14 protein-coding genes and 9 tRNA genes are annotated in these 18,522 nt (G+C 67.3%); 21 read left to right on the top strand and 2 right to left on the bottom strand.

Annotated elements, in window-relative coordinates; all coding sequences use genetic code 11:
- Positions 1–9: 9 nt before the first annotated feature.
- Complete coding sequence (mutS, locus tag ACE3TE_RS02030) at positions 10–2,586, bottom strand: DNA mismatch repair protein MutS (RefSeq protein ID WP_374601709.1); 2,577 nt, start codon at positions 2,584–2,586, stop codon at positions 10–12.
- 41 nt (positions 2,587–2,627) lie between these two features.
- Here mutS and ACE3TE_RS02025 point away from each other — a divergent pair, with 41 nt between their 5' ends.
- The 7 genes from ACE3TE_RS02025 to ACE3TE_RS01995 all read left to right on the top strand — a co-directional run bounded on the left by ACE3TE_RS02025 (position 2,628) and on the right by ACE3TE_RS01995 (position 8,831).
- Positions 2,628–3,134, top strand: coding sequence for a CinA family protein (locus ACE3TE_RS02025; RefSeq protein WP_374601708.1), 507 nt, complete (start codon positions 2,628–2,630; stop codon positions 3,132–3,134).
- A gap of 54 nt (positions 3,135–3,188) precedes the next feature.
- The gene (lexA, locus tag ACE3TE_RS02020; protein ID WP_374601706.1) at positions 3,189–3,833 is read left to right on the top strand and encodes a transcriptional repressor LexA; all 645 of its coding nucleotides are present in this window, start codon (positions 3,189–3,191) and stop codon (positions 3,831–3,833) included.
- A gap of 182 nt (positions 3,834–4,015) precedes the next feature.
- Positions 4,016–5,050, top strand: coding sequence for a recombinase RecA (recA, locus tag ACE3TE_RS02015; RefSeq protein WP_374601704.1), 1,035 nt, complete (start codon positions 4,016–4,018; stop codon positions 5,048–5,050).
- A 7-nt stretch (positions 5,051–5,057) separates the two neighbouring features.
- A complete protein-coding gene (locus ACE3TE_RS02010; RefSeq protein WP_374601702.1) occupies positions 5,058–5,546 on the top strand; it encodes a regulatory protein RecX in 489 nt (162 codons plus the stop codon).
- Positions 5,547–5,653: 107 nt separating this feature from the next.
- Complete coding sequence (alaS, locus tag ACE3TE_RS02005; RefSeq protein WP_374601700.1) at positions 5,654–8,323, top strand: alanine--tRNA ligase; 2,670 nt, start codon at positions 5,654–5,656, stop codon at positions 8,321–8,323.
- A gap of 141 nt (positions 8,324–8,464) precedes the next feature.
- Entirely contained in the window at positions 8,465–8,683 is a 219-nt protein-coding gene (gene csrA / locus ACE3TE_RS02000) for a carbon storage regulator CsrA (protein WP_374601699.1), read from the top strand.
- 55 nt (positions 8,684–8,738) lie between these two features.
- Positions 8,739–8,831, top strand: a tRNA-Ser gene (locus tag ACE3TE_RS01995).
- Here ACE3TE_RS01995 and ACE3TE_RS01990 read toward each other — a convergent pair.
- Positions 8,821–8,949, bottom strand: a complete 129-nt coding sequence (locus tag ACE3TE_RS01990; RefSeq protein ID WP_374601697.1) for a hypothetical protein — start codon at positions 8,947–8,949, stop codon at positions 8,821–8,823. The genes ACE3TE_RS01995 and ACE3TE_RS01990 overlap by 11 nt on opposite strands.
- 14 nt (positions 8,950–8,963) lie before the next feature.
- Between ACE3TE_RS01990 and ACE3TE_RS01985 the strand changes: the two genes are divergently transcribed.
- From ACE3TE_RS01985 to ACE3TE_RS01920, 14 genes are all read left to right on the top strand, one after another.
- Positions 8,964–9,040: transfer RNA gene (locus ACE3TE_RS01985), tRNA-Arg, on the top strand.
- A gap of 132 nt (positions 9,041–9,172) precedes the next feature.
- Positions 9,173–9,249: transfer RNA gene (locus ACE3TE_RS01980), tRNA-Pro, on the top strand.
- A gap of 67 nt (positions 9,250–9,316) precedes the next feature.
- Positions 9,317–9,393, top strand: a tRNA-Arg gene (locus ACE3TE_RS01975).
- A gap of 38 nt (positions 9,394–9,431) precedes the next feature.
- Positions 9,432–9,508, top strand: a tRNA-His gene (locus tag ACE3TE_RS01970).
- A gap of 52 nt (positions 9,509–9,560) precedes the next feature.
- Positions 9,561–9,636: transfer RNA gene (locus tag ACE3TE_RS01965), tRNA-Lys, on the top strand.
- Positions 9,637–9,667: 31 nt separating this feature from the next.
- A tRNA-Leu gene (locus ACE3TE_RS01960) sits at positions 9,668–9,752 on the top strand.
- Between the two features lie 88 nt (positions 9,753–9,840).
- Positions 9,841–11,142, top strand: a complete 1,302-nt coding sequence (gene tig / locus ACE3TE_RS01955) for a trigger factor (RefSeq protein WP_374601696.1) — start codon at positions 9,841–9,843, stop codon at positions 11,140–11,142.
- 25 nt (positions 11,143–11,167) lie between these two features.
- Positions 11,168–11,791 (top strand): ATP-dependent Clp endopeptidase proteolytic subunit ClpP, encoded by a 624-nt coding sequence (gene clpP, locus ACE3TE_RS01950; protein WP_374601694.1) that lies wholly within the window; start codon positions 11,168–11,170, stop codon positions 11,789–11,791.
- 117 nt (positions 11,792–11,908) lie between these two features.
- A complete protein-coding gene (gene clpX, locus ACE3TE_RS01945; protein WP_374601692.1) occupies positions 11,909–13,198 on the top strand; it encodes an ATP-dependent Clp protease ATP-binding subunit ClpX in 1,290 nt (429 codons plus the stop codon).
- A 136-nt stretch (positions 13,199–13,334) separates the two neighbouring features.
- A complete protein-coding gene (lon, locus tag ACE3TE_RS01940) occupies positions 13,335–15,767 on the top strand; it encodes an endopeptidase La (protein ID WP_374601690.1) in 2,433 nt (810 codons plus the stop codon).
- A gap of 207 nt (positions 15,768–15,974) precedes the next feature.
- Positions 15,975–16,247: an HU family DNA-binding protein gene (locus ACE3TE_RS01935; RefSeq protein ID WP_374601688.1), complete on the top strand. Its 273-nt coding sequence runs from the start codon at positions 15,975–15,977 to the stop codon at positions 16,245–16,247.
- Between the two features lie 16 nt (positions 16,248–16,263).
- A tRNA-Val gene (locus ACE3TE_RS01930) sits at positions 16,264–16,338 on the top strand.
- A 14-nt stretch (positions 16,339–16,352) separates the two neighbouring features.
- Positions 16,353–16,429 (top strand) — tRNA-Asp (locus tag ACE3TE_RS01925).
- An 83-nt stretch (positions 16,430–16,512) separates the two neighbouring features.
- Entirely contained in the window at positions 16,513–18,453 is a 1,941-nt protein-coding gene (locus ACE3TE_RS01920) for a SurA N-terminal domain-containing protein (RefSeq protein WP_374601686.1), read from the top strand.
- Positions 18,454–18,522 lie beyond the last annotated feature (69 nt).

The following is an 18,522-nucleotide window of genomic DNA, read 5'->3' as shown; positions in this document are numbered from 1 at the left end:
CGTCGCTTTTCAGCGCAATTGCCGCAGCCGGTAAAGCGCCTCGAGCGCCTGCTTGGGCGTCAGCTCGTCCGGATCGATCGCATCCAGCGCCTCGAGGGCGGGCGAGGGTTGCGGCGCGAACAGCCCGAACTGCTGCGGCGCGTCCAGCGCCGCCGGGCTCATTTCCGCCACCGAATGCGGCGCGCCGCGCTGTTCCAGGCTGGCCAGCGTGCGCCGCGCCTGTTCGACCACGCTGCGCGGCAGGCCCGCCAGCGCCGCCACCTGCAGGCCGAAGCTGCGGTTGGCCGGGCCGTCCTTTACCGCGTGCATGAACACCAGGCGGTCGCCGTGCTCGATGGCGTCCAGGTGCACGTTGGCGATGCCGCTGCCCGGTTCGGCCAGCGTGGTGAGCTCGAAATAGTGCGTCGCGAACAGCGTGTAGGCGCGGTTCGAATGCGCCAGGTGGCGCGCGCAGGCTTCGGCCAGGGCCAGGCCGTCGTAGGTGGAGGTGCCGCGGCCGATTTCGTCCATCAGCACCAGCGACTGCGCGGTGGCGTGGTGCAGGATGTAGCTGGTCTCGGCCATTTCCACCATGAAGGTGGACTGGCCGCGCGCCAGGTCGTCGCCGGCGCCGATGCGGGTGAGCACGCGGTCCACCGGGCCGATGACCGCGCGCGAGGCCGGCACGAAGCTGCCGATGTGCGCGAGCAGCACGATCAGCGCGTTCTGGCGCATGTAGGTGGATTTACCGCCCATGTTCGGGCCGGTGATCACCAGCATGCGGCGGCCTTCGTCGAGCACCAGGTCGTTGGGCTCGAAGGGTTCGTCGCGCACCGCTTCCACCACCGGGTGCCGGCCGCGTTCGATGCACAGGCCGGGCGCGTCGGTCAGTTCCGGGCGCGACCAGTCCAGGGCCTGGGCGCGTTCGGCGAAGGCCGCCAGCACGTCCAGCTCGCTCAATGCCGCGGCGCAGTGCTTCAGCGGCTCCAGCGACTGGTTCAGCGTTTCCAGCAATTCCTCGTACAGGGCCTTCTCGCGCGTGAGCGAACGTTCGCGGGCGCTGAGCACCTTGTCCTCGAAGGTCTTGAGCTCTTCGGTGATGTAACGCTCGGCGCCGGTCAGCGTTTGCCGGCGCGTGTAGTGCGTCGGCGCTTTCACAGATTGGCCCTTGCTGATCTCGATGAAATAACCGTGCACGCGGTTGTAGCCGACCTTGAGCGTGGCGATGCCGGTGGCGGCGCGCTCGCGGGCCTCCAGGTCGATCAGGAACTGGTCGGCGGTGGTGGACAGCGTGCGCAGTTCGTCGAGCTCGGCGTCGAAACCTTCGGCGAACACGCCGCCGTCGCGCATCAGCACCGGCGGCTGCGGCACGACGGCGCGGGCCAGCAGGTCGGCGGTGGCCTCGTGTTCACCCAGCGCGGCAGCCAGTGCTTCGAGGCGAGGGGAATCGAGCGGCGCCAGCACCTCGCGCACGCCCGGCAGCAGCGCCAGGCCATCGCGTAGCGTCGACAGGTCGCGCGGGCGCGCCGAACGCAGCGCAACGCGCGAAAGGATGCGTTCGATGTCGCCCAGGCCGCGGAAGGTTTCGCGCAGGGTCTCGTGGGCGCCGGAATCGATGAAGGTGGCGACGGCATGGTGGCGCTGGCCGAGCACGCCGCGGTCGCGCAGCGGGCGGTTCAGCCAGCGCCGCAGCAGGCGGCCACCCATCGGGCTGACGCTGGTGTCGAGCACGCCCAGCAGGGTGTGTTCATTGCGGCCGTCGGTGCGGCTGTCGAGTTCCAGGTGCCGGCGCGTTGCCGCGTTGAGCGCGATGCCGTCGCCAGCCGATTCGAACGCGATCGCGGTCAGGTGCGGCAGCTGCTGCTTCTGGGTTTCTTCGACGTAGGCGAGCAGGGCGCCGGCGGCGGCGGTGGGCAGCGCCTTGTCCTCGAGGCCGAAGCCGCTGAGGTCGTGCAGCTTGAAGAACTTCAGCAGCTGGCGCCGGCAGGCGTCGGTGTCGAAGCCCCAGGGCGGGCGGCGGCGCAGGCCGGGCTGGCTGGCCAGGAAGGACGGCCAGCCGTCTTCGTCGGGCAGCAGCAGTTCGGCCGGGTCCAGGCGGGCGATTTCGGCGGCCAGCTGGTCCTCGTCGGCGACTTCGGACACCAGGAAACGGCCACCGGCCAGGTCGGCCCAGGCCAGGCCGAAACCCGTGCGGCCGCGGCTGACCGCCATCAGCAGGGTGTCGCGGCGTTCCTGCAGCAGGGCCTCATCGGTGACGGTGCCCGGGGTGACGACGCGCACCACCTTGCGCTCGACCAGGCCCTTGCTGGCGGCCGGGTCGCCGATCTGTTCGCAGATGGCCACCGACTCGCCCAGCGCGACAAGGCGCGCGAGGTAACCCTCGTAGGCGTGCACGGGCACGCCGGCCATCGGGATCGGCGCGCCGCCGGAGCTGCCGCGCTGGGTCAGGGTGATGTCGAGCAGCCGCGCAGCCTTGCGGGCGTCGTCGTAGAACAACTCGTAGAAATCGCCCATCCGGAAGAACAGCAGGATGTCCGGATACTCCGCCTTGGCGGCGAAGAACTGCTTCATCAGCGGGGTGTGCTGGGGCGTTTCCGAGGCGGGCATCCGGATGGCAAAGGCGGGGGTGGCCCTATAGTCTAGCGGCCATGGCCATCCACGCCCTGCTGACCGACGACGAACTGCACGCCCTGGCCCAGGAGGTGGGCGAACGCCTGCAGGCCAGCCACCTGATGCTGGCGACCGCCGAAAGCTGCACCGGCGGCTGGATCGCCAAGATGATCACCGACATCCCGGGTTGTTCGGCCTGGTTCGACTGCGGCATGGCGGCTTACAGCTACGAGGCCAAGCAGGCGCTGCTGGGCGTGCGGCCGGAAACCCTGGTCGAACACGGTGCGGTGAGCCGGGAAACGGTCACCGAGATGGTGTCCGGCGCGCTGGTGAATTCGGGCGCCAGCATCGCCGTGGCCGTGACCGGCATCGCCGGCCCCACCGGCGGCAATGCCGACAAGCCGGTCGGCACGGTCTGGATCGGCTGGAAGCGCCGCGGCGGTTACCCCAAGGCCGAACTCTTCCACTTCGACGGCGACCGCGACGCGGTACGCCGGCAGACCGTCGCCGCCGCGCTGCATGGCCTGCTGGCCCTGGCCCGCTAGGGCGAAACAAGGGGCTTGACAGCCCGGGGGTGTCCATTAGTAGTATTACTACTAATGGACATCACCGACACCCAGCAGGCCATCCTGGCCATGATCACCGAGCGCATCGAGGCCGACGGCGTGCCGCCGTCCCAGGTCGAGATCGCCCATGCCTTCGGCTTCAAGGGCGTGCGCGCGGCGCAATACCACCTCGAAGCCCTGGAGCAGGCCGGCGCCATCCGCCGCGTGCCCGGGCAGGCGCGTGGCATCCGGCTGGCCTCGGCCCCTGTTTCGTCGTCCCCGGCCGCCGACCTCGTCCCGGCGGCCGGGGACGCACCCCTGCGGCTGCCGGTGCTGGGCCAGGTCGCCGCCGGCCTGCCGATCGGCGCCGACGCCGGCCTTCACGACATGGTGCTGCTCGACCGTGTGTTCTTTTCCCCGGCGCCGGACTACCTGCTGCGGGTCAAGGGCGACTCCATGCGCGACGAAGGCATCCTGCACGGCGACCTGATCGGCGTGCACCGCACCAATGACGCACGCAGCGGCCAGATCGTGGTCGCGCGAATCGACGAGGAAATCACCGTGAAACTGCTCAAGATCGGCAAGGACGGCATCCGCCTGCTGCCGCGCAATCCCGACTTCGCCCCCATCGTCGTCCAGCCCGACCAGGACTTCGCCATCGAAGGCCTGTACTGCGGCCTCGTAAGGCCGAACCGTTGAGCCTGGGCAAGAAAAAAGCCGCGAGGAAGAAGTCCCATTCCCTACAGCGCATCGAAGCACAAGAGGCTGCCGCGGGCCCGGCAGGGCAGGCAGATTCAGGGTCGCCGGAAGCTTCTCAATCCGTGAGACCCGGCCCCACTAAGCTGGCGACCACCGACAACAAGACCCCGAGGAAACAACCCATGGACGAGAACAAGAAGCGCGCCCTCACCGCCGCCCTGAGCCAGATCGAAAAGCAGTTCGGCAAGGGTGCGGTCATGCGCATGGGCGACAAGGCCATCGAAGCGGCCGAAGTCATCGGCACCGGTTCGCTGATGCTCGACATCGCGCTGGGCATCGGCGGCCTGCCGAAGGGCCGCGTCATCGAAATCTACGGGCCGGAGTCCTCGGGCAAGACCACGCTCACCCTGCAGGCCATCGCCGAATGCCAGAAGGCCGGCGGCACCGCCGCCTTCATCGACGCCGAGCACGCGCTCGACCCCACCTATGCCCAGAAGCTGGGCGTGAACGTCGATGACCTGCTGGTCAGCCAGCCCGACACCGGTGAGCAGGCGCTCGAGATCGCCGACATGCTGGTGCGTTCGAACTCGGTGGACATGGTCGTGGTCGACTCGGTCGCCGCGCTGACCCCGCGCGCCGAGATCGAGGGCGAAATGGGCGACCAGCTGCCGGGCCTGCAGGCCCGCCTGATGAGCCAGGCCCTGCGCAAGCTCACCGGCAACATCAAGCGCAGCAACTGCATGGTCATCTTCATCAACCAGCTGCGCATGAAGATCGGCATCATGATGCCGGGCCAGAGCCCGGAAACCACCACCGGCGGCAATGCGCTCAAGTTCTATGCCTCGGTGCGCCTGGACATCCGTCGCATCGGCGCGGTCAAGAAGGGCGACGAGATCATCGGCAACCAGACCAAGATCAAGGTGGTCAAGAACAAGATGGCGCCGCCGTTCAAGATCATCGTCACCGAAATCCTCTACGGCCAGGGCATCAGCCGCGAAGGCGAACTGATCGACATGGGCGTGGACGCCAAGCTGATCGACAAGGCCGGTGCCTGGTACAGCTACAACGACGAGCGCATCGGCCAGGGCAAGGAAAACGTGCGCCAGTGGCTCAAGGACAACCCGGCCGTGGCCAGGGACCTGGAGGCCAAGCTGCGCGAGAAGTTCGTGCCCGGCCTGGTGATCGGCGACGAAAACGCCGAGGCCGTCGAGGGCTGAGGCCGGCATGGGCCGGCCCCGCGGCGAAGCCGGCGACGCCTACCAGCGCGCCCTGGGCCTGCTGGTCAGGCGTGAACACTCCCGGCGCGACCTGGCCCGCAAGCTGGCCCAGCGGGGTGTCGAGCCGGCCGAGGCCGAGGCCGCCGTGGAGCGGCTGGCGGGGCAGGGCTACCAGGACGACGAACGTTTTGCCGCCAGTTTCGCCCGCGACCGGGCGAACTCCGGCTACGGCCCGGTGCGCATCCGGGTGGAACTGGCCGGCCATGGCCTGGGCGAGGACGCCATCCTGCGGGCCCTCGAGGCCTGTGAAGCCGACTGGCCGGCGCTCGCCCGCCGCCAGGTCGGGCGGCGGTGGACTGCCGCGGCCCTCGCCGAACCCGACCGCCGGCGCAAGGCAGTCGAGTTCCTGCTGCGGCGGGGTTTCGACCAGGACAGCGCCTGGGGCGCCGTGCGTGCCCGTGGCGAGGACGAAGACGACGGTTTTCACGGGGCGTAGTCGTTCCGCGGGGCGTCGGCGGGTCCGGCTGGCTGCCCCGTGCTGGTAATCTTGCGGGTCTGGCCGCACCTTCCAGGCGTGGCCCCCGACTCACTGCCAGCCAGCCCATGACCAAGACCAGCCACCAGATCCGCCAGGATTTCCTCGATTTCTTCAAATCCAAAGGCCACCAGGTCGTGCCCTCGAGCCCGCTCGTGCCCGGCAACGATCCGACCCTGCTGTTCACCAACGCGGGCATGGTCCAGTTCAAGGACGTGTTCCTGGGCGCCGAGAAGCGCAGCTACACGCGCGCCGTGTCCTCGCAGCGCTGCGTGCGCGCCGGCGGCAAGCACAACGACCTCGACCAGGTCGGCTACACCGCGCGCCACCACACCTTCTTCGAAATGCTGGGCAACTTCAGCTTCGGCGACTACTTCAAGCGCGAAGCGATCACCTGGGCCTGGGAACTGCTGACCGAAGTGTGGAAGCTCCCGAAGGAGCGCCTGCTGGTCACGATCTACCACACCGACGACGAAGCCTTCGACATCTGGCACAAGGATGTCGGCCTGCCAGCAGACCGCATCATCCGCATCGGCGACAACAAGGGCGCGCCCTTCGCCAGCGACAACTTCTGGCAGATGGCCGACACCGGCCCCTGCGGTCCCTGCAGCGAAATCTTCTACGACCACGGCGAGCACATCGCCGGTGGCCCGCCGGGCAGCCCTGACGAGGACGGTGACCGTTTCATCGAAATCTGGAACAACGTCTTCATGCAGTTCGACCGCCAGGCCGACGGCACGCTGCTGCCGCTGCCGGCGCCCTGCGTGGACACCGGCATGGGTCTGGAGCGCATCTCGGCGGTGCTCCAGCACGTGCACAGCAACTACGAGATCGACCTGTTCCAGCACCTGATCAAGGCCGCCGCCGCGCTGACCGGCAAGCAGGAAGACCTCGAGCACAAATCCCTGCGCGTGATCGCCGACCACATCCGCGCCTGCAGCTTCCTGGTCGTCGACGGCGTCCTGCCGTCCAACGAAGGCCGGGGCTACGTCCTGCGCCGCATCATCCGCCGCGCCATCCGCCACTTCTGGAAGCTCGACGGCCTGACGCCCGAAGGCAAGTTCTGGCGCATGGTGCAGCCGCTGGTCGAGGCGATGGGCGAGGCCTATCCCGAACTCGCCGCGAAGCAGAAGCTGGTCGAGCAGGCCCTGAAGGGCGAGGAGGCCGCTTTCGCGCAAACGCTCGACGCCGGCATGGCCCGCCTGGAGGACTACCTGGCTGCCTCGGGCAACCGCATCCGCGGCGAGCAGCTGTTCCAGCTGCACGACACCTACGGCTGCCCGCCCGACCTGATCGCCGACCTGCTGCGCGAAAACGCCGACAAGGGCTGGGCGCTGGCCGACGGTGCGCTGGCCGAATACGACATGCTGATGGACCAGCAGCGCGACCGCGCCCGCGCCGCGAGCAAGTTCGCCGGTGGCGTGGTGCTGCCCGCGGAGCTTGTCTCGGGCCTCAAGCCCAGCGATTTCCGCGGTTACGACGCGCTCGAGACCGACGGCTGCCGCGTGGTCGCGCTGGTGCGCGACGGCAAGCCGGTCGATGAAATCGCTGCGGGCGACGATGCGGTCGTCCTGCTCGACGGCACGCCTTTCTACGCCGAGTCCGGTGGCCAGGTCGGTGACACCGGCCTGCTGCTCGACGCACGTGGCACCCGCTTCGAGGTGTCCGACACGCTGAAGCTTGCCGGCGTTTTCCACGGCCACGTCGGCAAGCTGGCCGCGGGTAGCCTCAAGCGCGGCGACCTGGTGTCGGCGCGCGTCGACGAAGCCCGCCGCCAGGCCATCGTGCTCAACCACTCGGCCACCCACCTGCTGCACGCGGCGCTGCGCAAGGTGCTGGGCGAACACGTCACCCAGAAGGGCTCGCTGGTCGCGCCAGATCGTCTGCGCTTCGACTTCGCGCACTTCCAGGCGATCACGCCCGAAGAACTCGCGCGCATCGAGGCCCTCGTCAACGCTGAAATCCGCGGCAACGCCGAAGCCGAGATCCATCACATGGGCATGCAGGAAGCCATGGACTTCGGCGCGATGGCGCTGTTCGGCGAGAAGTACGGCGAGCGCGTGCGCGTGCTGCGCATGGGCGGGTTCTCGACCGAACTTTGCGGCGGCACCCACGTGCACCACACCGGCGACATCGGCCTGTTCAAGATCCTCAGCGAAGGCGGCGTCGCTGCCGGCGTGCGCCGCATCGAAGCGGTGACGGGCGAGGGTGCGCTTGCGCATATCGCCGAAGAAGAGCGCCGGCTGGCGCAGGTCGCCGGACTGCTCGGTGGCAGCCCGCGCGACGTGCTCGACAAGCTTGCCCAGCTGCTCGACCGGCAGAAAAAGCTCGAGCGCGAACTCGAATCGATCAAGGCAAAGGCCGCGGCTGGCGCCACCGCCGACCTCGCGGCGTCAGCGCCGGAAGTCGCCGGCGTGAAGGTCGTCGCCGCGCGCCTGGAAGGCCTCGACGCCAAGTCCTTGCGCGACGCCGTGGACCAGCTCAAATCCCGCCTCGGCGACGCCGTGATCCTCCTGGCCTCCGCCAGCGACGGCAAGGCCTCGCTGGTCGCCGGCGTGCAGGGCGGTGCGCTGGGCAAGGTGAAGGCGGGCGAGCTGCTTTCGCACGTCGCCGGCCGCATCGGTGGCAAGGGCGGCGGTCGCCCCGACATGGCCCAGGGCGGCGGCAGCGATGGCCCCGAACTGGTGGCTGCGCTGGCGGATGTGCCGTCGTGGGTGGCCGAACGCTTGGGCAGCTGATTCGCGGCGGCCCGGGGCCTTCGTTGCGCCCCGGGCGGTGCCGAACTATCCTCCGGTTCATGCCGCGCGTCGTGCGCGGCCGGGGAACCGCGGGTTTTGCACCATGCGGGCCGGTGCAGGGACGTATCGGGAGGGAAGGGGATGCTGATTCTGACGCGAAGGGTGGGAGAGACCCTGATGATCGGTGACTCGGTCACCGTCACGGTGCTGGGCGTCAAGGGCAACCAGGTTCGCATCGGCATCACCGCGCCGAAGGACGTGGCCGTGCACCGTGAGGAAATCTTCCAGCGCATCCAGAAGGACGATGTGCCGGGGTCCGAATCGGACCAGGCAGATGCGGGTTTACCTAAGCCGGGCTGAAGGGCTATCCTATGCGGCCGGTTTCGCCCCAAAGGTGATGCCGGGGACTGTTTCCGGAGTGATGCCCGAGTGGCTGAAGGGGCTCCCCTGCTAAGGGAGTATAGGGTCAAAAGCCTTATCGAGGGTTCGAATCCCTCTCACTCCGCCAGGTCGTTGGATCGCCGCCCGAGGGCGGCGATTTTTTCGTCCCGGCAAACGATGGCGGCACGCCAGCGCAGCGAAAAAGTTGTTACGAAAGTATTGACGGTTTCGGTGAAGTGCCCCATAATTTCGCTTCTGCGCGCCCGTAGCTCAGCTGGATAGAGCACCAGGCTACGAACTTGGTGGTCGGGAGTTCGAATCTCTCCGGGCGCGCCACTAATGCAAACAGGGTGCTTCGGCACCCTTTTTGTTCGGACGACGGGGCCACGGCGCATTGCGCCCGAAACCCCGCCGGCCGTACAGTGAGACTCCTCAAGGCGCGCCGGTGCGGGCGTCGGGCTTCACCGCCGGGGTATAGCTCAGCCTGGTAGAGCGCCAGCTTTGGGAGCTGGATGTCGTGGGTTCGAATCCCTCTGCCCCGACCAGGCCGTTCTTTCCCGGAACTGCAACCCGCATGGATGCGGCGAGCACCGGCCGGTATCATCCCGGCAGGCGCCCGTAGCTCAACCGGATAGAGCACCGGCCTTCTAAGCCGGCGGTTGCAGGTTCGAGTCCTGCCGGGCGCGCCAGGTGGGAAGGGTGGCGAAGGCAGGGTGGTTTTACATTGGTGGATGTAGCTCAGTTGGTTAGAGCATCGGATTGTGATTCCGAGGGTCGCGGGTTCGAGTCCCGTCTTCCACCCCAGTTCCAAGCGCGGCATAATGTCGCGTCGCAGCCGCTTCGGCGGGAAGATAACGGGCCGTTAGCTCAGTTGGTAGAGCAGTTGACTCTTAATCAATAGGTCGTAGGTTCGAATCCTACACGGCCCACCATCTTCCCCAAGAATCGATCCCGCGCGGCGTTGCGAAAGTGGCGAAACTGGTAGACGCGCTGGATTTAGGTTCCAGTGGGGCAACCCGTGAGAGTTCGAGTCTCTCCTTTCGCACCATCCGGCAACGGAGGCGCGGGGACGAACCGAAGCTCCGCGGGTTTTTTCATTTTCGCGCCCAATCCAAAGGCGCGTCGCAGGAGTGAACATGCAAGTCTCGCTTGAGAATACCGCCAACCTGGAACGTCGCCTCACCGTCAGCCTGCCGGCCGACCGTCTCGAGGGCGCCGTCGGCAACCGCCTGCGCGAGATCGCGCGCACGGCCAACATCAAGGGCTTCCGCAAGGGCAAGGTCCCGACCAAGGTGATCGAGCAGCGCTTCGGCCAGCAGGTGCGTTCGGAGGCCTGGGGCGACCTGGTCCGCGAAAGCCTGGGCGAAGCGCTTCGCCAGCAGAACCTGCAGGTCGCCGGCACCCCGGAAGTGAAGCCGGAGCAGGAAGGCGAGGGCGGCGAGATCCGCTACACCGCGACCTTCGAAGTCGTGCCCGACTTCGGCGACATCGACGCTTCCAAGCTCGAGATCGTTCGCACCACCGCGGCGATCGAAGAGTCGGACATCGACAACATGATCGAGACCCTGCGCCAGCAGCGTCGTACCTGGGAGCCGGTCGAGCGTGCCGCCGCCGCCGGCGACCTGGTCCAGGTCGAGACCTCGGCGACCACCGCCGATGGCCGCGTGCCGGCCGAAGGCGCCGAGCGTGGCGCCACCGTCGTCGGTTCGAACGTGCTTTACCCGGAAATCGAGCAGCGCCTGGTCGGCATGAAGCCCGGCGACGAAGTCGAAGTCGACGTCACCTTCCCGGAAAACTGGCGCAACCCCGACCTGGCCGGCAAGGCCGCCAAGGTCGCGCTCAAGGCCGTGAAGGTTTCGGCGCCGAAGCTGCCCGAAGTCGACGAGGCCTTCATCAAGAGCTTCGGCATCAAGGGCGGCAAGCTGGAAGTCTTCCGCAAGGAAGTGCGCGCCAACCTCGAGCGCGAGCTCAAGGGCAACCTGATGCAGCGCCTGCGCGCGGAAGTGGCCAGCAAGCTGGTCGCCGCCTACGCCGATGTCGAACTGCCGCCGCGCCTGGTCGAGGCCGAGGCCCGCAAGATGGCCGCCGCCGCGCAGCAGGACGCGCGCCAGAAGGGCCACGCCAACGCCACCTTCGAAGCCGGCCAGTTCAAGGACGTCGCCCACAAGCGCGTCGCCGCGGCCCTGCTGGTCGGCGAAGTCGCCCGCCAGAACAAGCTGCAGCTCGACAACAAGCGCCTCACCGAGACGATGCAGCTGATCGCCTCGACCTACGAGGACCCGGCGCAGGTCATCGAGCTCTACCGCAACGACGCCAACCTGATGTCCGGGCTGCGCAACCGCGTGATGGAAGAGCAGGTGATCGACTGGATCGCCGAGCGCGCCAAGGCCACCGAAACGAGCGTGAGCTTCACCGAACTGATGCGTCCGGTCGCCTGAGGCGGCCACCAAGGAGGAATCGCGAATGGATCCGATCAAGGGCTTGAACCTGGTGCCGATGGTGGTCGAACAGACCAGCCGCGGTGAACGCGCTTACGATATCTATTCGCGGCTGCTCAAGGAACGCGTCATCTTCCTGGTCGGTCCCATCGACGACTACATGGCCAACGTCATCGTCGCCCAGCTGCTGTTCCTCGAGGCGGAAAACCCCGAGAAGGACATCAGCCTGTACATCAATTCGCCGGGCGGCGTGGTCACCTCGGGCATGGCGATCTACGACACCATGCAGTTCATCCGGCCCGACGTGAGCACCATCTGCGTCGGCCAGGCGGCGTCGATGGGCTCGCTGCTGCTGGCCGCCGGTGCGGCCGGCAAGCGCTACTGCCTGCCCAGCTCGCGGGTGATGATCCACCAGCCGCTGGGCGGCTTCCAGGGCCAGGCCAGCGACATCGAGATCCACACGCGCGAGATCCTGACGATGCGCGACCGGCTCAACCAGATCCTGTCGACGCACACCGGGCAGCCGGTCGAGCGCATCGCCAAGGACACCGACCGCGACAACTTCATGGACGCCGAGACCGCCAAGGCCTACGGCATGGTCGATGAAGTGCTCAGCCGCCGTCCCGAAGACACCATCCAGGCCGGCTGAACCCCGCCTTCCACGTGGCCTTCACGCCCGCCCGGGCCCCATGCGGGGGCCGGGCCTTGACCCGTGCCGGCCTGTGATATTCTCGCTCCCGACCCACTTCACCAGGGCCCAGAAAGCATGACCGAAGACCGCCAGGGCCGCTCCGGCGACAGCAGCAAGATCCTCTACTGCTCCTTCTGCGGCAAGAGCCAGCACGAGGTGCGCAAGCTGATCGCGGGCCCCAGCGTGTTCATCTGCGATGAATGCGTCGAGCTGTGCAACGACATCATCCGCGAAGAGCTCGAGGAAAAGGCCCACGCTGCGCGCAGCCACCTGCCCAAGCCGAAGGAAATCCTCGAGGTCCTCGACCAGTACGTGATCGGCCAGCACCGCGCGAAGAAGACGCTGTCGGTGGCCGTGTACAACCACTACAAGCGCATCGAAAGCCGGATCAAGAACGACGACATCGAACTGTCGAAGTCCAACATCCTGCTGGTCGGCCCCACCGGCTCGGGCAAGACCCTGCTGGCCGAGACGCTGGCCCGCCTGCTCAACGTGCCCTTCACGATCGCCGACGCCACCACGCTCACCGAGGCGGGCTACGTCGGCGAGGACGTCGAGAACATCATCCAGAAGCTGCTGCAGAAGTGCGACTACGACGTCGACAAGGCGCAGCAGGGCATCGTCTACATCGACGAGATCGACAAGATCTCGCGCAAGTCCGAGAACCCGTCCATCACCCGCGACGTCTCGGGCGAGGGCGTGCAGCAGGCCCTGCTCAAGCTCATCGAAGGCACGGTCGCCTCGGTGCCGCCGCAGGGCGGCCGCAAGCACCCGCAGCAGGAATTCCTGCAGGTCGACACCAAGAACATCCTGTTCATCGTCGGCGGTGCCTTCGCCGGCCTGGACAAGATCATCCAGGCGCGCAGCACGGAAGCCGGCGGCATCGGCTTCGGCGCCAAGGTCAAGTCCAGCGAGCGCAAGGTCGAGGTCGGCAAGCTGCTGGCCGAGGTCGAGCCCGAGGACCTGGTCAAGTTCGGCCTGATCCCCGAGTTCGTCGGTCGCCTGCCGGTGGTCGCCACGCTCGAGGAGCTCGACGAGGCCGCGCTGGTGAAGATCCTGACCGAGCCCAAGAACGCGATCACCAAGCAGTTCCGCAAGCTCTTCGAGATGGAAGGCGTCGAGCTCGAGGTACGCCCGGACGCCCTGCTGGCGATCGCGCGCCGGGCGCTCAAGCGCAAGACCGGTGCCCGTGGCCTTCGCACCATCATGGAGTCGGTGCTGCTCGACACCATGTATGAGCTGCCGTCCCTGGAAAACGTCAGCAAGGTCGTCGTGGACGAGTCGGTGATCAACCACCAGACCGAGCCCTACCTGATCTACAGCTCGGGTGCCCAGGCCAGTCCGAAGGCCGCTTCCGCGGACTGAACCGCGGCACGCAAGTCCTTGAAACACGGGCCGGTTTTTCCGGCCCGTGTCCGTTTTGGCGGCAGCGCTTGCAAGCAGCCCCCCGGGACCCCATAACCTGAGCCATGCCGGGGCCTCGCCCCCGAGGAGCCTTCACATGCAAGACAATCCAAAGATCGCCCACCGGATCGACCTGCCCGTGCTGCCGCTGCGCGACGTCGTCGTGTACCCGCACATGGTGATTCCGCTGTTCGTGGGCCGCGACCGTTCGATCAAGGCGCTGGACCTGGCCATGGCCGGGGACAAGCAGATCCTGCTGGTCGCCCAGAAGAGCCCGGACACCGACGACCCGGCCGCCGCGGACCTCTATTCGGTCGGCACCCTGGCGCAGGTCCTGCAGCTGCTCAAGCTGCCTGACGGCACGATCAAGGTGCTGGTGGAGGGTTCCGCGCGCGTGGCCATCGACGGCTACGGCGAGCGCGAGGGCGCGCTGACCGCCACCGGCGAGGAAGTGGACTCGGTGCACGAACGCGACGAGCGCGAGCTCGAGGTCACGCTGCGTTCGCTGATGAGCCTGTTCGAGCAGTACGTCAAGACCAACCGCAAGCTGCCGCCCGAGCTGCTCACGACGCTGTCTGGCATCGAGGACCCCAGCCGCCTGGCCGACACCATCTCGGCCCACCTCGGCGCGCGCCTGGCCGACAAGCAGCAGCTGCTCGAGACCCTCGAGGTCGGCCAGCGCCTGGAAATGCTGATCGGCCTGGTCGACGGCGAGATCGACGTCCAGCAGATCGAGAAGCGCATCCGTGGCCGCGTGAAGTCGCAGATGGAGAAGAGCCAGCGCGAGTACTACCTCAACGAGCAGATGAAGGCCATCCAGAAGGAGCTGGGCGAACTCGACGAGGCGCCCAACGAACTCGAGGAGCTGGCCAAGAAGGTCGCCAAGGCGGGCATGCCCAAGGCCGTGGAAACCAAGGCCAAGGCCGAGCTCAACAAGCTCAAGCAGATGTCGCCGATGTCGGCCGAAGCCACCGTCGTGCGCAACTACATCGACTGGCTGGTCGGCGTGCCGTGGAAAAAGCGCAGCAAGGTGCGCAAGGACCTCAAGGCCGCGCAGGACGTGCTCGACGCCGACCACTACGGCCTGGAGAAGGTCAAGGAACGCATCCTCGAATACCTCGCCGTGCAGTCGCGCGTGAAGCAGATGCGCGGCCCGATCCTGTGCCTGGTCGGCCCGCCCGGCGTGGGCAAGACCTCGCTCGGCCAGTCGATCGCCAAGGCCACCAACCGCAAGTTCGTGCGCATGTCGCTCGGCGGCGTGCGCGACGAGGCGGAAATCCGCGGCCATCGCCGCACGTACATCGGCTCGATGCCGGGCCGGATCGTGCAGAACCTGAGCAAGGTCGGCAGCAAGAACCCGCTGTTCATGCTCGACGAGCTCGACAAGATGAGCATGGATTTCCGCGGCGACCCGTCGTCGGCCCTGCTCGAGGTGCTGGACCCGGAACAGAACAGCGCCTTCAACGACCACTACCTGGAAGTGGACCTGGACCTGAGCGAGGTGATGTTCATCGCCACCGCCAATTCGCTCAACATCCCGGGTCCGTTGCTCGACCGCATGGAAGTGATCCGCATCCCGGGTTACACCGAGGACGAGAAGCTGCACATCGCGCAGAGGTACCTGATTCCCAAGCAGCTCAAGGCCAACGGCCTGGATCCGGCGGAGCTGAAGATCGGCGAGGGCGCGGTGCGTGACATCGTGCGCTACTACACGCGCGAGTCCGGCGTGCGCAACCTCGAGCGCGAGGTGTCCAAGATCTGCCGAAAGGTCGTCAAGGAAATCGCGCTCGCCGGCCCGCGCAAATCGGGCAAGGCCGCGATCAACGTCACGTCCAAGAACCTCGACAAATACCTCGGCGTGCGCCGCTTCGATTTCGGTCGCGCCGAACAGGAAAACGAGATCGGCCTGGTCACCGGACTGGCCTGGACCGAGGTCGGCGGCGAACTGCTGCAGATCGAAGCCACGCTGCTGCCGGGCAAGGGCCAGCTGATCCTCACCGGCAAGCTGGGCGACGTGATGCAGGAGTCGGTGAAGGCCGCCTACAGCGTCGTACGGTCGCGCAGCGAACGCCTGGGCCTGGACACCGAGTTCCACCAGAAGTTCGACACCCACGTGCACGTGCCCGAAGGGGCGACGCCGAAGGACGGACCGAGTGCCGGCATCGCGATGGTCACCGCGCTGGTGTCGGTGCTGTCGGGCGTGCCGGTGCGTGCCGACGTGGCGATGACCGGCGAAATCACCCTGCGTGGCCGGGTGCTGCCGATCGGCGGGCTCAAGGAAAAACTGCTCGCCGCGCTGCGTGGCGGAATCCGCACCGTGATCATCCCCGAGGAGAACCGCAAGGACCTGGCGGACATTCCGAAGAACGTCACACAGGGCCTGGAGATCATCCCGGTCAAGTGGATCGACGAGGTGCTGGACATCGCCCTGGTGAGCGCCCTGGCCCCCGAATCGACGCCCGAACCCACGCCCGATGCGGCCGAGGGGCAGGACCAGAAGGACGGCGGAGGCGCATCGATCAGGCATTGAGTATTTGCACGAAACAATGGCTGGAAGCCGCGAAATAAAAGGCTTTCGCTTGTTGCGCATGCAAAATGCCGCTGGTATAAATCGTTCAACCGTCGCACGGACCAGGTTCCGGGCAGTGGCGGTACAGGTGGATCGGGGCGAGCCCAGGCCAAGCCGGGCGCCCCCGGTTTTCAAACACGCGGGTTCTACTCGCTCAGGGAGTCAATAATGAACAAAGCCGAATTCACGGGTGCCGTCGCCGACGCCGCCGAGATGTCCAAGGCCGACGCCGCGCGCGCCGTCGACGCGATGATCGAGACCATCACCAAGGCCCTGAAGAAGGGCGACACCGTTACGCTGGTGGGTTTCGGCACCTTCTCGGTCCGCAAGCGCGCCGCCCGCCAGGGCCGCAATCCGCAGACCGGCGAGACCATCAAGATCAAGGCTTCGAAAAATCCTGCGTTCAAGGCTGGCAAAGCCCTGAAGGATGCTGTAAACTGAGCGTCTTCCTTGGGAAGGGTGCTTAGCTCAGCGGTAGAGCGTCGCCCTTACAAGGCGAGGGTCGGGGGTTCGAAACCCTCAGCACCCACCAGGTAAGTGATACGCGGAGTGGTAGTTCAGTTGGTTAGAATGCTGGCCTGTCACGCCGGAGGTCGCGGGTTCGAGTCCCGTCCACTCCGCCATATCCCCGAGGGCGCCCCAAAAGGGCGCCCTCGTTTTTTCAGGCCCCGGTAGGCCCGGGGCATCACCGGACGGCATCGCACACATGCTCCAGAGAATCCGAGACAAGTCTTCAGGCTGGATGGCGTTCACCATCCTCGGCCTGGTCATCATCACGATGGCCTTCTTCGGCGTCGAATCCTATTTTTCCCCGAAAATCGAGACCTACTCGGCCAAGATCGAGGGGCCGGCGAAGTTCTGGATCTGGGGCAAGCAGGTCCGCGAAATTCCGCAGGACCAGTTCCAGCGCCGGTTCGAACAGGCCCGCCAGGCTGAGCGCGAGCGCCAGGGCGAACAGTTCGATTCCGCCCGGTTCGAGTCGATCGACAGCAAGCGCGAAGTGCTGGACCGGATGATCGATGAAGAAGTGATGGCCATGGCCGCCGAGCGCGACGGCATCACTTTCGGCGAGGCGGAGATCGCCGCCGAGCTCAAGCAGATGCCGGAATTCCAGGTCAATGGCCAGTACAGCCCCGACCAGTACCGGCTGGGCCTCGCTGCCCGCGGCATGACCCACGGCCAGTTCATTGCCACGGTGGCCGCCGACATGGCGCGCCGCACCGTTTCCGGCGAAATCGCCGGCACTGGCCTGGCCACCGAGTCCGAGATGGAGGCCTACCTGACGCTTGCGCGCCAGCAGCGCGACCTCGAGCTGATCGACCTGCCCACCCCGGCCGCGCCCGAGGCGCCGACCGACGAGGAGCTCAAGGCCTGGTACGACAGCCACGGCGACCGCTATACCCGCCCGGAACAGGTCGCCATCGAATACGTCGAGGTCGATGGCGCCACGCTCGACGTGCCCACCGTCGTGGACGAGCAGACCCTGCGCCAGCGTTACGACGAGCAGCGCAGCCGCTATGTCACCGAGCCGGTGCGCAGCGCCGCGCACATCCTGGTGAAGGTGGCGGCGGACGCCGATGACGCCGAGGTCGAGGCCGCCCGCGAGCGCGCCGAAGCCCTGGCCGCCCAGGCCCGCGAGGAGGGTGCGGACTTCGCGGCGCTTGCCCGCGAGAACTCCGACGACATCGGCTCCAGCGCGTCCGGCGGCATGCTCGGTCCGATCGAGGCCGGCGTGCTTGAAGGTCCCTTCCAGGACGCGCTGTTCGCGCTCACGGAAGTGGGCCAGGTCACAGACCCGGTGCGCACGCCCGAGGGCTGGCACGTCATCCAGCTCGCGGACCTCAGCGCCGGCAGCGAACGCACGTTCGACGAAGTGCGCGCCGAGATTGAGGCCGAATACCTGTCCACCGAACGCGACCGCGTCTACAGCGACCTTGGCAACCGCCTGGTCGAGCGCATCTACCGCGATCCGACCGCCCTGGCCCCGGCGGCCGAGGAAGTGGGGCTCGAGGTCAGGCGCAGCGCCCTGTTCACCCGCGACGCCGGTGAAGGCATCGCGGCGCTGGAAGAGGTCCGTGCGGCCGCGTTTGCCGACGCCCAGCGCGTTGATCGCCAGGTCAGCGACGCGGTCGAGATCGGCCCGAACCACCTGGTCGTGCTGCACGTGGTCGAGGTCGAACCGGCTGCCCTGATCCCCTTCGAGGAGGTCCGTGAGCGCGTTCGCGCCGACCTGGTCGCCGACAGCCTGTCCAAGGCCTCCGAGGCCCAGGCCAAGGCCCTGCTCGAGCGCGCCCGCGCAGGCGAGAGCTTCGCCGACCTGGCCGCCGAAGTGGGCCGCACCGTCGCCGAACTGCCGGGCATCACCCGGCAGGCGCAGCTGCCGCCCGCGCTGATCGAGGAAGCATTCCGCCTGTCGGCGCCGGAGGACGCGCAGGCCAGCGTCGGCATGGTCCGCCTGGGTGCGGACCGCCACGCGCTGCTGCGGGTCACCGCGGTTCGCGAGGGCGAGCTGGGCGAGCTCGACGACGCCACCCGCGACGCGCTGCGCCAGCAGCTCGCGCAGGCACGCGCCGTGGTCGAGGCCGAGGCCTACGTGCAGGCCCTGCGTCGCCAGTACACGATCACGGTCGCCGAAGACCGGCTCTGATCGCCGGACACGAGGCAAGAAAAAAGGCCCGGGAATCCCGGGCCTTTTTTTGTCGCTTGCGCGGACCGG

Source organism: Arenimonas sp. (assembly GCF_041919775.1).
Taxonomy (GTDB): domain Bacteria; phylum Pseudomonadota; class Gammaproteobacteria; order Xanthomonadales; family Xanthomonadaceae; genus Arenimonas.
Note: the sequence above shows the minus strand (reverse complement) of the source record. Positions and strands in the feature narration are given on the sequence as shown.

What these genes read in the sequence shown, in the direction of transcription:
- lexA (WP_374601706.1), top strand. Translation starts at nt 3,189, where the DNA reads ATGGACATCACCGACACCCAGCAGGCCATCCTGGCCATGATCACCGAG.
- ACE3TE_RS01920 (WP_374601686.1), top strand. Translation starts at nt 16,513, where the DNA reads ATGCTCCAGAGAATCCGAGACAAGTCTTCAGGCTGGATGGCGTTCACC.
- clpX (WP_374601692.1), top strand. Translation starts at nt 11,909, where the DNA reads ATGACCGAAGACCGCCAGGGCCGCTCCGGCGACAGCAGCAAGATCCTC.
- recA (WP_374601704.1), top strand. Translation starts at nt 4,016, where the DNA reads ATGGACGAGAACAAGAAGCGCGCCCTCACCGCCGCCCTGAGCCAGATC.
- tig (WP_374601696.1), top strand. Translation starts at nt 9,841, where the DNA reads ATGCAAGTCTCGCTTGAGAATACCGCCAACCTGGAACGTCGCCTCACC.
- clpP (WP_374601694.1), top strand. Translation starts at nt 11,168, where the DNA reads ATGGATCCGATCAAGGGCTTGAACCTGGTGCCGATGGTGGTCGAACAG.
- lon (WP_374601690.1), top strand. Translation starts at nt 13,335, where the DNA reads ATGCAAGACAATCCAAAGATCGCCCACCGGATCGACCTGCCCGTGCTG.
- csrA (WP_374601699.1), top strand. Translation starts at nt 8,465, where the DNA reads ATGCTGATTCTGACGCGAAGGGTGGGAGAGACCCTGATGATCGGTGAC.
- ACE3TE_RS01990 (WP_374601697.1), bottom strand. Translation starts at nt 8,949, where the DNA reads ATGGGGCACTTCACCGAAACCGTCAATACTTTCGTAACAACTTTTTCG.
- ACE3TE_RS02010 (WP_374601702.1), top strand. Translation starts at nt 5,058, where the DNA reads ATGGGCCGGCCCCGCGGCGAAGCCGGCGACGCCTACCAGCGCGCCCTG.
- mutS (WP_374601709.1), bottom strand. Translation starts at nt 2,586, where the DNA reads ATGCCCGCCTCGGAAACGCCCCAGCACACCCCGCTGATGAAGCAGTTC.
- ACE3TE_RS02025 (WP_374601708.1), top strand. Translation starts at nt 2,628, where the DNA reads ATGGCCATCCACGCCCTGCTGACCGACGACGAACTGCACGCCCTGGCC.
- ACE3TE_RS01935 (WP_374601688.1), top strand. Translation starts at nt 15,975, where the DNA reads ATGAACAAAGCCGAATTCACGGGTGCCGTCGCCGACGCCGCCGAGATG.
- alaS (WP_374601700.1), top strand. Translation starts at nt 5,654, where the DNA reads ATGACCAAGACCAGCCACCAGATCCGCCAGGATTTCCTCGATTTCTTC.